Genomic DNA, 13,862 nt, shown 5'->3' on the forward strand with positions numbered 1-13,862 from the left:
ATTACTGTCCGGTCAACCCCGGCGCCTCCCGCACTAGAAAGTGATCCAGATTTTCGATGCTGGCGCTGAATACCCCGAACGTCTGCTCGGGGTTTTTCTTGCTCGGTACCTGCTTCAACTCCGGCGTCACGCCATAAAAGAAGCAATACAACGCCTGCCCACTTTCGATGGCGTGCTTGATCTCCTCCAGGAACGCCTTGCGCTTGCGGTAGGTGTCGATGAGCTTCTTGCTCAGGTAAACATTGACCGAGTAAGGCTTCTTCTCGAACCAGACCTTCTTCTCGAAATCGATGCGAAAGCTCTGGGTGTAGTCCTTGATCTGCTTGACCTTGCCCCAGTAAATCAGCCCTTTGTTGTCTTGCAGGTATTCGATTTTCTTGAAGAACGAAGCGTAGGGCGCGGTATGTTCGCCAATCTTCAGCGGCATGCGCTTGAGCAAATCCTTGTCGTCGAAGTTCGATACGAAACATTCCACCGGGTGGGCGAAAACGCTGGTCTTGTCCGGGGCCGAGTCGCGGCTCGGCTGCTCGACGCCAGCGACGGCCGAAGACGTTGAAGGCTCATCAGGCTGAGTACCGGCGGACGCCGCAGCACTGGACGGCTTACGCACATACGCACGCCGGGTCAGTAACAATTCAGACGGGAAATTTTCCTCTCGACTGTCATCCGTTTCCGCTTCTTCCACACCCAACGCCGGCGTCTTCAGACTCACATAAGGACAACCCTCGACATGCCGCGTGCTCGGCAAATTCTTGAAGTGCGGCGTGCGTACGTAATTCACGTTCTTGGCGTTAAACGTGCCCAACTCGTTCGCTACATCGAAGGCGAGGCGGCAAGCATTGTTGGGGCATTGGAAATGCTCCTTCGCGGAATCGAAGGCCATGGTTTCGTCGAAATTCAGATCGCGCACGTCATAGATCGACAGCTTTTCGTCGAGGCTGAGGCAGTAGGCGAGGTCGAATTTCATGGGGCTTGGATCCGTGGAAGCAGGGTGACGTATTAATAGCGGGAGGCGGGGCGTGTTGCACTCATTGTTTTCATTCTCAATCCAATCGCTCACCCTGTTTCATTGGTTGGTACAAGTTCCTATGAAGTACTCCAATCCCGCAGGAAATCTAACGCCTAAAATTTCGGACAGCGCCATTACTTGAGACTCGTTCAAAAGTAACTCTCCCGGTTCCATTTCAGCGAGGGGCTTTGATTCAACGAGTTGAGCGACTTTTTCATTGAGTTCAATGCCATCGATGTCCAGTTCGAATTGTAAAGAATCGTCCTTCTTCTCGTCCGGATAAAAGCCAGTGATTGATAGGTAGCGCATGTGTTATTCCTTAATTTCTTGTGGTTTTCCTACCCGGTTTCGCTGGTTTTGTTTGCTTGCCGGTAGTGTGGTTATATTCACCAAGGTGAATCCCCAATTTGTCGAACTTTTCTACGGCATTACTTTTGTAGTCCCATTCATAAATTCGTCCCTTACGGTCAACCCAACGGGCGCGTTTCTTTCCACCTCCTTGAACAGATGACTTTGATTTTACTCGGACTGCATCGGGGAAAGCGGGTAGCGTTTTCGGGTGGTCATAATACGAATGATCTCCCATTTGGCTAATAACAATATAAACGGGCTTCACCAAAGCCCCCACCGGAAACACAAGAATAAAATCCTTGTACTCAGGCGGATAAATCGGATTGACGATGATGCCGTCAGCCTGTTTCGTCGGCGGATAAACCCAAATGTGCGGCGCTTGCGGGGCGGCTTCCAGCTTGGGGATGCCGAGAATGTCCGAGCCGTCTTCGGCGGGCGTCCAGATCAGTTCGATGCCTTCCCCAAGATCGGCAACGTACTGGCTACCGCGCAAAGCCACCTGCACGACATCGACCATTTCCCAATCGCGGTTCTTGCCGGTGTAAAAACCGTAACCCTTGAGGCTGCCGTCATCTTGCTGCTCGATGTTCAGGCGAACCCGCGTGCGGGCCTGTTCGAGAGCGCGCAGTTGGTCTTCGCTGTAGAGAGCGCTGTCGCCGAGAGTGGGTGCCCAGAACAGTGCGACCACGCCGGTCAACGCCGCCGTTGTCGCCGCGCCAAGCGCTCCCCCGGCGCCTATGACCGAGGCCATGAGCGCGGGGGCACGAAGTGCCAGTTGACCAATGCCCAGCGCAACCGTCGAGCCGCTGATGGTCTGCAAATCAAGCAGACCGTCGTCATCAACCTCCCTGGCACCCAGCAAGACGATGTCGCCATAGTCTTCAAGGCTGTCAGTCGGCACCATTCCTGAAGGATTGGAGTAGTTGATGACCGCGTCCGGCAACTTGCAGGATTTGGCGAACACGCATCCGACGCGGGGCACTTCATTTTTTATCGGAACCACCCCGAGCCGATCTTCGAATGCTTGCTGTCGGGCGAGCATCGCCTCGTAAGCCGAATGCCGGGCCTCGCGCTCGGCCAGTTCGCTGGGCGTCATCAAGCGATAGGTGACGTGATGCCCGTCACCCGATGGCGGGTTTTTAACCTGGGGAATGTCCTTGTTGCCAGCCACTGACTGTCCTTGTGCGTTCGTGCATCGGTGGCCCTAGGGCAGGGCTGCGCGACGTTAACGAACCAGAGGGACTGTGGCAGTAGGATGTTTCTGGGATGACGGCAGGAATTGTCTGTGTTCGTGCTCGGTTACTCAGGTTTCAACCGTTTCACCTTTGTATAAAGCAAAGCTGTGAACTCATCCCGATCACTCGAATGATGACAACGTCGATGACAGTTTGGGCATAACGCAACAGCATTGCTTGGGCGATCTGAACCTTCTTGTGCCAAATGCTTAACGTGATGAACCTCAAGGAACGGCATGCCCGACTTCTCAAATGGAGCCGGCTCGCCACATCCTTCGCACTTACCTTCAGCCTGCTGGCGAACCCACGCTCTTACTACCGGATCGCGTAAAAAAGACTTTCCACTGGAATGAGTCTGCGCGGGTTTCTCAATTCCCTTCGGCACCACTTTAATCGGTTGTCGCTCAAGCTTTGCAGCTCGCCGCTCCAGCGTTGCCTCGTCGGCTGTCGGGGCAAAGTCTTCAGGGGTTACAGGGCCAGGAGCATTGAGTGCTTCGCGAATGCTCTTCGCAACATTGGCACCGACATTTTTGGCAGGCTTGTATCCCTTGATAGGTTTTCGACCCAGCTCGACCATAACCGTAGAAATGTTCTGCATCCGAAACTCAACAGAACCTTTGGTGCGACCAACCAAAGCACCCTCGCGCAGGACGCGATTTTCATGAGCTTTGTTGATCGCCTGACCATTCTGCTCGCGAGAAAGCATGCTGAGATAGGCATCGACGGCCGCCCGAATCTCCACCTCACTCCAATCGCCGTTGCTGTTCTCCGTATCCATACAATCGCCGAGAGTTAAATACTCCCGGACGATACTGAGTGGCCACTACAACTGTCTACGAAATTTCCTACAGAAAATAGAAACGGATCTCGCATGATCCTACAAACACATCGCTAACCCATCGAGTGCTTTGACGACTGAAATATTTGCGCAACCCTTCGCCACCATGGTTTTGCCACCTTAACGCGTCGTTGGGTCTGATCGCTCAACAGATACGGCATATCCCGAAGTCGAATCCAACCTTCATCCTGCCAATGCAGCAAACTCAATGACATCTGCGGCCAATCCAACAAACTCAGCATCGGCCTATCCGAACTTTCAGGTTGCTTCGCATCGCGTAACGCCGATACCACCTGATGAGTCAACCACTCACGCAACAAGCGATTCCCTGGAACGTAGTGATAAACCAGCAGCGCATAAACGCCAGATTCACTCAGCATCAGCTGTTTTTCTGGTTGCCGGAAATACTCAATACATAGAACGCGTCGCTGATCCTTGTCCAGCTTGTTGACCATACGATCACTCAAATGGACACCCATCAATCGACCGATATCGCGGGCACAGAACCATGGCTGGTTTTCAAGGAGTAGAGCGTGAAGGAAAAGGTTATGGCGGGTGAAAACTGTCGGAGTGTAGGTATCAGGTATTACGGATCGGTGTTGAGTTCCTGCAGGCATAGCCATTACCTCTACGTAGGTAGGTGAAGGGGGGCCGGAACCCGACGTAGAGGACTTAAGAAATCCCAACAGGCTCTTTCTCTCACAAGGGTCCGCATATAAGGCTGATTCCAGCATGCGTTCAGTGTGAGCAAGTAGCTTCTACGTTGGGCGTTTCTTAGGCACCTGCAATGGAGCTTAGAAGTGCTTTGATCGTCTATCAATAAGGAAGGGGCTGGATTTGCTGTAGGAGGTTTAGCTGCTACTGAGATTGCGAGTAGGCGTTTTCCTACCCAACAAAAAGCCCCGATCAGATCGGGGCTTTTTGATTTTTTGATTTGCCGATTCAACTCGTCAAATCGCGGCTAGCTCAGGAATCAATCCCAGCTCAACGCCCCACCAGTCTGATACTCAATAACCCGCGTCTCAAAGAAATTCTTCTCTTTCTTCAAGTCCATAATCTCGCTCATCCAAGGGAACGGGTTAGTGGTCCCTGGGTACTCTTCCTTCAAACCGATCTGCGACAGGCGACGGTTGGCGATGAACTTGAGGTAGTCCTCCATCATCGCCGCGTTCATGCCCAGTACGCCGCGAGGCATGGTGTCGCGGGCGTATTCGATTTCCAGTTGGGTGCCTTGCAGGATCATTTGCGAGGCTTCTTCCTTCATTTCGGCGTCCCACAGGTGCGGGTTTTCGATTTTGATCTGGTTGATCACGTCGATGCCGAAGTTCAGGTGCATGGATTCGTCGCGCAGGATGTATTGGAACTGCTCGGCGACGCCGGTCATTTTGTTGCGGCGGCCCATGGAGAGGATCTGGGTGAAGCCGCAGTAGAAGAAGATGCCTTCCAGTACGCAGTAGTAGGCGATCAGGTTGCGCAGCAGTTCTTTGTCGGTTTCGACGGTGCCGGTTTCGAACTTCGGATCGGAGATCGAACGGGTGTATTTCAGGCCCCAGGTGGCTTTTTTCGCGACCGATGGGATCTCGTGGTACATGTTGAAGATTTCACCTTCATCCATGGCCAGCGATTCGATGCAGTACTGGTAGGCGTGGGTGTGGATCGCCTCTTCGAAGGCCTGGCGCAGGATGTACTGGCGGCATTCCGGGTTGGTGATCAGGCGGTACACGGCCAGGACCAGGTTGTTGGCAACCAGGGAGTCGGCGGTGGAGAAGAAGCCGAGGTTGCGCATCACGATACGGCGTTCGTCGTCGGTCAGGCCTTCCGGGTTTTTCCAGAGGGCGATGTCGGCGGTCATGTTGACTTCTTGCGGCATCCAGTGGTTTGCGCAGCCGTCGAGGTACTTCTGCCAGGCCCAGTCGTACTTGAATGGCACGAGTTGGTTGAGGTCGGCGCGGCAGTTGATCATGCGCTTTTCGTCAACGGCGACACGGGCGGAGGCGCCTTCGAGTTCGGCGAGGCCTTCGGCGACGTCGAGGGAATCCAGGGCAGCCTTGGCGCGGGCCACGGCGGCGGAGTCACTGGCGGTCACGGCGCGGGCTTCCAGCGCAGCGGCACCGCCGGCGCTGTCGAGACGGTCCATGTTGGCTTCGGTGGCGTGGCCAGCGTTAGCGCTCTTGACTGCTACTTCCGTGTCTTCTTTGTCGAATTCGTCCCAGCTCAGCATGACGTGTCGTCTCCTGCGTGAGGGCCAGATTGCCCGTGTGAAATGGATGAGTCGGTATTTCACACGGCCGTACTGGCCGCGTTGGATCTAAAGGAATCGTTTTTTGCACTCGCCAAGGCAGGCAATAAAACAGAATTTTGTACGGGGTTCCGAGAGCCTCTGATGGGCGCAATCAGCATCGAATGCTGTTGCGGGGCTTCAGACTGGCTATTGATCCCTGTAAGGGGATATTGCAGGCCCGTTTAAGGCGGCATTATAGGGAAATTTTCACGGGCGTGGTGGGGCGAATCCGCGCATGGAGCGGTCGAGAAGCAGGGTTTTTCGGTCGGAGCGAGGGTTTACAGGGCTTTGGCTGAGATTGGCGATGGCAAAATTTTTTTTGGCAAATTTGAGTTTGCTCAAAAAGTAATCAAAAAAAGGCTTTTTTCACTACATCTTGTGTTTCTGGATGCTTTTCGAGAGTTCCAAACACAACTGAGCCCGACCGAAGCCGGGCTGGAATCGACCTTCAGCAATCGCTGATATGATCCGATTCGGTGCAGTTACTCAGCCGCTGGAGCAGCCATTGCCCATGACGCTGTAACGCAAGATATGCCGTTGGCCTTTGGAGTCGTCATATTCCATTTTCATCGGGACAACTTCGCACACATTGGGGACTTCGCTCATGGAAACAACTTTGGCGATGTCCAGGTGCATCGAGTAAGTGTATTCCTCGATAGCCGGTTGTTGCTGCGCGACATCAGTCTGAACCTCGTCTGCCATGGCGGTTGCGCACAGACTGCTGAGGGCCAGAACCAATAAAGCTTTCATTTAAGTTTTACCTTTCTTGAGGCGAGAGGGGACACGCAATCTTTTTGGGATTGCGTGTGAATCTTTACAACTTGGGTTTGGGTTAACTGCCTTCGTGGGGGCTGTAACGTGGTTAACTCAGGTTGCCGGGTTGGCGAGGTGGATTTTAGGCGTGGGGGGGTCGTTCATATAGCCGTGCTTTTGATAAACACTTTTGACGGTTTTCGTAACAATCCTTCGAAACCTTTGTGTACGGCTATGTAGGGGCCGGCTTGTTGGCGAAATTGGCGACGCGGTGTGTCGGGCATAGCGTCATCGCTGGCAAGCCAGCTCCCACAGGAAATGGGGAATCTAGCTCGTCTGGAGTAGGACGAATTACCTCTGGCTTGGCAGGCTGAGTCGCTATTCACGACAAAATGTGTGGGCTTGTTACTACCATCGTCGAATGGTTCTATAGGCCCGGCCCGGGCTACAACGGTGCCATACAAAAACAACTATTCCACCGAGGTAAGAAAGATGAGTGCGGCTTCCCTGTATCCCGTTCGTCCCGAGGTTCTGGCCAATACGTTGACCGACGAGGCGACCTACAAGGCCATGTACCAGCAGTCGGTCGTCAACCCGGACGGCTTCTGGCGTGAACAAGCCAAGCGCCTCGACTGGATCAAGCCTTTCACCACGGTGAAGCAGACGTCCTTCGACGATCACCATGTCGACATCAAGTGGTTTGCCGACGGCACCCTGAACGTTTCCTACAACTGCCTCGACCGTCATCTGGCCGAGCGCGGCGATCAAGTGGCGATCATTTGGGAGGGCGATGATCCTTCCGAAAGCCGCAACATCACCTACCGCGAACTGCACGAGCAAGTGTGCAAATTCGCCAACGCCCTGCGCGGCCAGGATGTCCATCGCGGCGACGTGGTGACGATCTATATGCCGATGATCCCTGAAGCCGTGGTCGCCATGCTGGCCTGCACCCGGATCGGTGCGATTCACTCGGTAGTGTTCGGTGGTTTCTCGCCTGAAGCCCTGGCCGGTCGCATCATCGACTGCCGCTCGAAAGTGGTGATCACCGCCGACGAAGGCATTCGTGCCGGCAAGAAAATCCCGCTCAAGGCCAACGTCGACGACGCCCTGACCAACCCGGAAACCAGCAGCATCCAGAAAGTCATCGTGTGCCAGCGCACCGGTGGCGACATCAAGTGGAACCAGCATCGCGACATCTGGTACGAAGACCTGATGAAAGTGGCCGGCACCGTTTGCGCGCCGAAAGAGATGGGCGCTGAAGAAGCGCTGTTCATCCTCTACACATCGGGTTCCACCGGCAAGCCAAAGGGCGTGCAGCACACCACCGGCGGCTACTTGTTGTACGCGGCCATGACCCACGAGCGCGTGTTCGACTATCGCCCGGGCGAAATCTACTGGTGCACCGCCGACGTCGGCTGGGTCACCGGCCACAGTTACATCGTCTACGGCCCGCTGGCCAATGGCGCGACCACGCTGCTGTTCGAAGGCGTGCCGAACTATCCGGACATCACCCGGGTGGCGAAAATCGTCGACAAGCACAAGGTCAACATTCTCTACACCGCACCGACCGCGATCCGCGCGATGATGGCGTCGGGCACCGCCGCCGTGGAAGGCGCCGATGGCAGTAGCCTGCGCTTGCTCGGTTCGGTGGGCGAGCCGATCAACCCGGAAGCCTGGGACTGGTACTACAAGAATGTCGGCAAGTCCCGTTGCCCGATCGTCGATACCTGGTGGCAGACCGAAACCGGCGGCAACATGATGAGCCCGCTGCCGGGCGCTCACGCACTCAAGCCGGGTTCGGCGGCGCGTCCGTTCTTCGGTGTGGTGCCGGCTTTGGTGGATAACCTGGGCAACATCATCGAAGGCGAGGCCGAGGGCAACCTGGTGATTCTCGATTCGTGGCCAGGCCAGGCGCGCACGCTGTATGGCGATCACGACCGCTTCGTCGACACCTACTTCAAGACTTTCCGTGGCATGTACTTCACCGGTGACGGCGCACGTCGCGACGCCGATGGTTACTACTGGATCACCGGTCGCGTCGACGACGTGCTCAACGTTTCCGGCCACCGCATGGGCACCGCCGAGATCGAAAGCGCGATGGTCGCCCACCCGAAAGTCGCCGAAGCCGCTGTGGTCGGTGTGCCGCACGACATCAAGGGGCAGGGCATCTATGTCTATGTCACCTTGAAAAACGGCGAAGAGCCGAGCGAGCAACTGCGTCTGGAACTGAAAAACTGGGTGCGCAAGGAGATCGGCCCGATTGCTTCGCCGGATGTCATCCAGTGGGCGCCGGGGCTGCCGAAAACCCGTTCGGGCAAGATCATGCGGCGGATTCTGCGCAAGATTGCGACCGCTGAGTACGATGGTCTGGGGGATATCTCGACCCTGGCGGATCCGGGTGTGGTGCAGCATTTGATTGATACGCACAAGACGATGAACGTCGCTTAACCCGCCGTTCCTGAGTCACCGAAGCCCCGCCCGGCATTGCCTGGCGGGGCTTTTTCGTATCGATCGTTCCTACGCTCTGCGTGGGAATGCCGCCATGGACGCTCCGCGTCCGCCGTTGACCTTGTGACGCAGAGCGTCACGGGATGCATTCCTGCGCGGAGCGTGGGAACGATCGACGGAGGAGCCAATAATTATCGGTTTCGTCTGTAGGGTGTTTCCCTATGTTACCCGTCACCGTTCAAGTAACTGAATGTGTAACCGTGCGTCCAATAACGAGGCATTGGGAAACGCAAAGCCTCGTTTCAACACCTCTGAATCGGTCATAAAAAATAAGACCCAACGCTACACTTGCCGGATTAGAAGGCTTTGCCAATAATAGGCCCGCAATTTGCAGCATGGATCGGTTCACTGTCTTTTGCATCTGCATGAATTTGCAGGGCTGTCAACGTGCCCAAGCGGCTTTCTCGGTGCTTCTGTAATTAGTTGTCGCATTGAAGAAATATCGGCTTCGGGCCTGTCGTTAGAATGCCGATCACTCGCTCGTCGTTGCTGGTGTTGATTTTTCAACATCGGCTTCTCAGGACGCAGCACTGTTTTGCGGTTCCACTCATTCGCATATTGGGCTGTCGCTCACTCTGCCGTTTTAGCCCTTTACCGATGGAGTCCCAACATGAAGAAACTCGTGCTGCTTGGCGCCCTGGCATTTGCCAGCGTGCTGTCCCTGCCAACCTTCGCCGATGAAAAGCCTGTGAAAATCGGTATCGAAGCGGCTTACCCTCCGTTCGCTTCGAAAGCACCGGATGGCAGCATCGTTGGTTTTGACTACGACATCGGCAACGCCCTCTGCGAAGAGATGAAGGTCAAGTGCGTGTGGGTCGAGCAAGAGTTCGACGGTCTGATCCCGGCACTCAAGGTGCGCAAGATCGACGCGATCCTGTCGTCGATGTCGATCACTGAAGACCGCAAGAAATCCGTGGATTTCACCAACAAGTACTACAACACCCCGGCTCGCCTGGTAATGAAGGCCGGCACTCAGGTCAGCGACAACCTGAGCGAGCTCAAGGGCAAGAACATCGGCGTGCAACGTGGTTCGATCCACGAGCGTTTCGCCCGCGAAGTCCTGGCCCCGCTGGGTGCCGAGATCAAGCCTTACGGTTCGCAGAACGAAATTTACCTCGACGTAGCCGCCGGCCGCCTCGACGGCACCGTGGCAGACGCTACGCTGCTGGATGACGGTTTCCTGAAAACCGACGCCGGTAAAGGCTTCGCGTTCGTCGGTCCGGCGTTCACCGACGTCAAATACTTCGGCGACGGCGTAGGTATCGCGGTTCGCAAGGGTGACGCACTGAAAGACAAGATCAACACCGCGATCACTGCCATTCGCGAGAACGGCAAGTACAAGCAAATCCAGGACAAATACTTCGCCTTCGATATCTACGGCAAGTAATACGTCCCGGCGACAAGTCCGAAATGGCGCAAGCAACAGGATCTCTGAGGTTTGCGCCATTTTTTCATCCCAACTTTCGAGGACCTGAATCATGTTGAAAGGCTACGGGGCTGTCATCCTCGATGGCGCTTGGCTGACGCTTCAGCTCGCCTTGTCATCCATGGCCCTGGCCATTGTCCTGGGCCTGATCGGCGTGGCACTGCGTCTGTCGCCGGTTCGCTGGCTGGCCTGGCTGGGCGATCTGTACTCCACCGTGATTCGCGGCATTCCCGACCTGGTGTTGATCCTGCTGATTTTCTACGGCGGTCAGGATTTGCTCAACCGCGTCGCGCCAATGCTCGGATACGACGACTACATCGACCTGAACCCGTTGGCCGCCGGTATCGGCACCCTGGGTTTCATCTTCGGCGCGTACCTGTCGGAAACGTTCCGCGGTGCGTTCATGGCGATCCCCAAGGGGCAGGCTGAAGCGGGCATGGCTTATGGCATGAGCAGTTTTCAGGTGTTCTTCCGGGTGTTGGTGCCTCAGATGATTCGCCTGGCGATTCCAGGCTTCACCAACAACTGGCTGGTACTGACCAAGGCCACCGCACTGATTTCCGTGGTGGGTCTGCAAGACATGATGTTCAAGGCCAAGCAGGCGGCAGACGCCACCCGCGAACCTTTCACCTTCTTCCTCGCAGTGGCGGCGATGTACCTGGTGATCACCAGTGTTTCGTTGCTGGCATTGCGTCACCTCGAGAAGCGCTACTCGGTAGGCGTAAGGGCGGCTGAGCTATGATCTTCGACTACAACGTCATTTGGGAGGCCTTGCCGCTGTACTTCGGTGGCCTGGTGACCACCCTCAAACTGCTCGCGCTGTCGCTGTTCTTCGGCCTGCTGTGTGCGTTGCCGCTGGGCCTGATGCGCGTCTCGAAGAACCCGGTCGTCAACATGACAGCCTGGCTCTACACCTACGTGATTCGCGGCACGCCGATGCTGGTGCAGCTGTTCCTGATCTACTACGGTCTGGCGCAGTTCGAAGCGGTACGCGAAAGCTTCCTCTGGCCATGGCTATCGAGCGCAACGTTCTGTGCGTGTCTGGCGTTCGCCATCAACACCAGCGCCTACACCGCGGAAATCATCGCCGGCAGCTTGCGCGCCACGCCGAACGGCGAGATCGAAGCGGCCAAGGCCATGGGCATGTCGCGGTTCAAGATGTACAAGCGCATCCTGCTGCCGTCGGCCTTGCGCCGGGCGCTGCCGCAGTACAGCAACGAAGTGATCATGATGCTGCAGACCACCAGTCTGGCCTCCATCGTGACCCTGATCGACATCACCGGTGCCGCGCGCACGGTCAACGCCCAGTTCTACCTGCCGTTCGAGGCGTACATCACGGCCGGCGTGTTCTACCTGTGCCTGACCTTCATCCTGGTGAAACTGTTCAAACTGGCCGAGCGCCGCTGGCTGGGCTACCTGGCCCCGCGGAAGCACTGATATGGAACGCATCGACCATTCACTGCCGTGGAGCCATTTGGGCAGCGAGCGCCAGATTTCGGTGTTCCGCTTCGGCAATGGCGAGCGCAAGGCCTACATCCAGGCCAGCCTCCACGCCGATGAACTGCCGGGGATGCGCACCGCCTGGGCGCTGAAACAGCGCCTGGCCGAACTCGAAGCCCAGGGCCTGTTGAACGGCGTGATCGAACTGGTGCCGGTGGCCAATCCACTGGGCCTCGGTCAGTTGCTGCAAGGCAATCATCAAGGACGTTTCGAAGCGGGCAGCGGCAAGAACTTCAATCGCGATTTCGTCGAGTTGAGCGCGCCTGTCGCCGCACAACTCGATGGCCATCTCGGTGATGATCCGCACGCCAACATCCGTTTGATCCGCCAGGCGATGGCTGATCATCTGGCCGCGCTGCCACCGGCCAGCAGCCAGTTGCAGGGCATGCAGCGCATCTTGCTCAGTCATGCGTGCACCGCGGATGTGGTGCTGGACCTGCATTGCGATACCGACGCGGCGTTGCACATGTACGCCTTGCCGCAGCATTGGCCGCAGTGGCGTTCGCTGGCTGCGCATTTGAACGTGCGGGTGGGGCTGCTGGCTGAAGATTCCGGTGGCAGCTCCTTCGACGAAGCCTGTTCGCTGCCGTGGCTGCGACTGTCGCGGTTGTTCCCGGATGCGCAGATTCCTCTGGCGTGCCTGGCGACTACCCTTGAACTGGGTGGTCAGGCGGATACCGGTCGCGTCGAAACCGAGGCGTACGCCGAAGGCATTCTGGCGTTCCTCGCCGAGCAAGGGCTGATCAGCGGCGACTGGCCGAAACCTGCGCAGGAGGCTTGCGAAGGCCTGCCGTTTGAAGGCACCGAATTGTTGTTCGCACCGCACCCCGGTGTGGTGAGTTTTCTGCGTCAACCCGGTGAATGGGTTGAGGCGGGTGATGAAATTTTTGAAGTGATCGATCCGCTGGCGGATCGGGTCAGCACGGTGTGTGCTGGTACGTCCGGGGTGCTGTTTGCCATTGAGCGGCTGCGTTATGCCCAACCCGGTTTCTGGCTGGCCAAGGTGGCGGGGCGCGAAGCGCTGCGTCACGGGCGCTTGCTCAACGACTGACTGTTTTTGTGAGAACCGACCGCATGTACAAACTTGAAGTCCAAGACCTGCATAAACGCTATGGCAGTCACGAAGTGCTCAAGGGCGTGTCCCTGAAGGCGGCGGCTGGCGATGTGATCAGCATCATCGGCTCCAGTGGCTCCGGCAAAAGTACCTTCCTGCGTTGCATCAACCTGCTGGAGCAGCCGCACGCGGGCAAGATCCTGCTTAACAACGAAGAGTTGAAGCTGGTGGCGAACAAGGACGGCGCGTTGAAAGCCGCCGACCCGAAACAGCTGCAACGCATGCGTTCGCGCCTGTCGATGGTGTTCCAGCATTTCAACCTGTGGTCGCACATGACCGCACTGGAAAACATCATGGAAGCGCCGGTGCATGTACTCGGCGTGTCGAAAGCCGAGGCCCGGGAAAAAGCCGAGCATTACCTGAACAAGGTCGGCGTGGCCCATCGTAAAGACGCTTACCCGGGCCACATGTCCGGCGGCGAGCAGCAACGCGTGGCGATTGCCCGTGCGCTGGCGATGGAACCGGAAGTGATGCTGTTCGACGAGCCGACTTCGGCGCTCGACCCGGAACTGGTGGGCGATGTGTTGAAGGTCATGCAGGCCCTGGCCCAGGAAGGCCGGACCATGGTCGTGGTGACCCACGAAATGGGCTTTGCCCGTGAAGTGTCGAACCAGTTGGTGTTCCTGCACAAAGGTGTGGTTGAAGAAAGTGGCAACCCGCGCGAAGTGCTGGTGAACCCGCAATCCGAACGTCTGCAGCAGTTCCTGTCGGGCAGCCTGAAGTAATCGGGACTGCCGTTGTGCACCGCGATAGTGCATGCTTCGCGATCCAAGGCTGGCCTCGACTCAGTGGAAGCTGGCTTGCCAGCGATAGCGGTGAGTCAGTTTGCATCTCTGGCACAGACACA

At 56.7% G+C, this 13,862-nt stretch carries 13 protein-coding genes; 6 read left to right on the forward strand and 7 right to left on the reverse strand.

Annotated features, from left to right (window positions below):
- Window position 1: 1 nt before the first annotated feature.
- The 7 genes from D8U69_RS15105 to D8U69_RS15135 all read right to left on the reverse strand — a co-directional run bounded on the left by D8U69_RS15105 (window position 2) and on the right by D8U69_RS15135 (window position 6,464).
- Window positions 2–967: a hypothetical protein gene (locus D8U69_RS15105; protein ID WP_130905150.1), complete on the reverse strand. Its 966-nt coding sequence runs from the start codon at window positions 965–967 to the stop codon at window positions 2–4.
- A gap of 99 nt (window positions 968–1,066) precedes the next feature.
- Window positions 1,067–1,318 (reverse strand): pyocin S6 family toxin immunity protein, encoded by a 252-nt coding sequence (locus D8U69_RS15110; protein ID WP_130905149.1) that lies wholly within the window; start codon window positions 1,316–1,318, stop codon window positions 1,067–1,069.
- A gap of 10 nt (window positions 1,319–1,328) precedes the next feature.
- Window positions 1,329–2,531, reverse strand: coding sequence for an S-type pyocin domain-containing protein (locus D8U69_RS15115; RefSeq protein ID WP_130907630.1), 1,203 nt, complete (start codon window positions 2,529–2,531; stop codon window positions 1,329–1,331).
- Window positions 2,532–2,659: 128 nt separating this feature from the next.
- On the reverse strand, window positions 2,660–3,373 hold the full coding sequence (locus D8U69_RS15120; protein WP_130907631.1) for an HNH endonuclease: 714 nt from the start codon (window positions 3,371–3,373) through the stop codon (window positions 2,660–2,662).
- Between the two features lie 113 nt (window positions 3,374–3,486).
- Window positions 3,487–4,020 carry a Bro-N domain-containing protein gene (locus D8U69_RS15125; RefSeq protein ID WP_130905168.1) on the reverse strand — a complete coding sequence of 178 codons (534 nt, stop codon included), beginning with the start codon at window positions 4,018–4,020 and terminating at the stop codon, window positions 3,487–3,489.
- Window positions 4,021–4,406: 386 nt separating this feature from the next.
- Entirely contained in the window at window positions 4,407–5,654 is a 1,248-nt protein-coding gene (locus tag D8U69_RS15130; RefSeq protein WP_007992761.1) for a ribonucleotide-diphosphate reductase subunit beta, read from the reverse strand.
- Between the two features lie 546 nt (window positions 5,655–6,200).
- On the reverse strand, window positions 6,201–6,464 hold the full coding sequence (locus D8U69_RS15135; protein ID WP_056852566.1) for a DUF2790 domain-containing protein: 264 nt from the start codon (window positions 6,462–6,464) through the stop codon (window positions 6,201–6,203).
- A 495-nt stretch (window positions 6,465–6,959) separates the two neighbouring features.
- Between D8U69_RS15135 and acs the strand changes: the two genes are divergently transcribed.
- The 6 genes from acs (at window position 6,960) to D8U69_RS15165 (ending at window position 13,740) form a co-directional block, all read left to right on the forward strand.
- Complete coding sequence (gene acs, locus D8U69_RS15140; RefSeq protein WP_056852565.1) at window positions 6,960–8,915, forward strand: acetate--CoA ligase; 1,956 nt, start codon at window positions 6,960–6,962, stop codon at window positions 8,913–8,915.
- A gap of 670 nt (window positions 8,916–9,585) precedes the next feature.
- Window positions 9,586–10,362: an ABC transporter substrate-binding protein gene (locus tag D8U69_RS15145; RefSeq protein ID WP_056852564.1), complete on the forward strand. Its 777-nt coding sequence runs from the start codon at window positions 9,586–9,588 to the stop codon at window positions 10,360–10,362.
- A gap of 91 nt (window positions 10,363–10,453) precedes the next feature.
- Window positions 10,454–11,143: an ABC transporter permease gene (locus D8U69_RS15150; protein ID WP_007934894.1), complete on the forward strand. Its 690-nt coding sequence runs from the start codon at window positions 10,454–10,456 to the stop codon at window positions 11,141–11,143.
- Complete coding sequence (locus D8U69_RS15155) at window positions 11,140–11,838, forward strand: ABC transporter permease (protein WP_056852563.1); 699 nt, start codon at window positions 11,140–11,142, stop codon at window positions 11,836–11,838. The genes D8U69_RS15150 and D8U69_RS15155 overlap by 4 nt, the downstream gene beginning before the upstream one ends.
- 1 nt (window position 11,839) lies before the next feature.
- Window positions 11,840–12,952, forward strand: a complete 1,113-nt coding sequence (locus D8U69_RS15160; RefSeq protein WP_130907632.1) for a M14 family metallopeptidase — start codon at window positions 11,840–11,842, stop codon at window positions 12,950–12,952.
- Window positions 12,953–12,975: 23 nt separating this feature from the next.
- Window positions 12,976–13,740: an ATP-binding cassette domain-containing protein gene (locus D8U69_RS15165; RefSeq protein WP_007971015.1), complete on the forward strand. Its 765-nt coding sequence runs from the start codon at window positions 12,976–12,978 to the stop codon at window positions 13,738–13,740.
- Window positions 13,741–13,862: the final 122 nt, after the last annotated feature.

The organism is Pseudomonas sp. Sample_16, assembly GCF_004307665.1.
GTDB lineage: Bacteria > Pseudomonadota > Gammaproteobacteria > Pseudomonadales > Pseudomonadaceae > Aquipseudomonas.

Excerpts from the sequence above, each read along its gene's own strand:
- D8U69_RS15150 (WP_007934894.1), top strand. The coding sequence starts at position 10,454 with ATGTTGAAAGGCTACGGGGCTGTCATCCTCGATGGCGCTTGGCTGACG.
- D8U69_RS15135 (WP_056852566.1), bottom strand. The coding sequence starts at position 6,464 with ATGAAAGCTTTATTGGTTCTGGCCCTCAGCAGTCTGTGCGCAACCGCC.
- acs (WP_056852565.1), top strand. The coding sequence starts at position 6,960 with ATGAGTGCGGCTTCCCTGTATCCCGTTCGTCCCGAGGTTCTGGCCAAT.
- D8U69_RS15110 (WP_130905149.1), bottom strand. The coding sequence starts at position 1,318 with ATGCGCTACCTATCAATCACTGGCTTTTATCCGGACGAGAAGAAGGAC.
- D8U69_RS15130 (WP_007992761.1), bottom strand. The coding sequence starts at position 5,654 with ATGCTGAGCTGGGACGAATTCGACAAAGAAGACACGGAAGTAGCAGTC.
- D8U69_RS15165 (WP_007971015.1), top strand. The coding sequence starts at position 12,976 with ATGTACAAACTTGAAGTCCAAGACCTGCATAAACGCTATGGCAGTCAC.
- D8U69_RS15120 (WP_130907631.1), bottom strand. The coding sequence starts at position 3,373 with ATGGATACGGAGAACAGCAACGGCGATTGGAGTGAGGTGGAGATTCGG.
- D8U69_RS15145 (WP_056852564.1), top strand. The coding sequence starts at position 9,586 with ATGAAGAAACTCGTGCTGCTTGGCGCCCTGGCATTTGCCAGCGTGCTG.
- D8U69_RS15160 (WP_130907632.1), top strand. The coding sequence starts at position 11,840 with ATGGAACGCATCGACCATTCACTGCCGTGGAGCCATTTGGGCAGCGAG.
- D8U69_RS15105 (WP_130905150.1), bottom strand. The coding sequence starts at position 967 with ATGAAATTCGACCTCGCCTACTGCCTCAGCCTCGACGAAAAGCTGTCG.
- D8U69_RS15155 (WP_056852563.1), top strand. The coding sequence starts at position 11,140 with ATGATCTTCGACTACAACGTCATTTGGGAGGCCTTGCCGCTGTACTTC.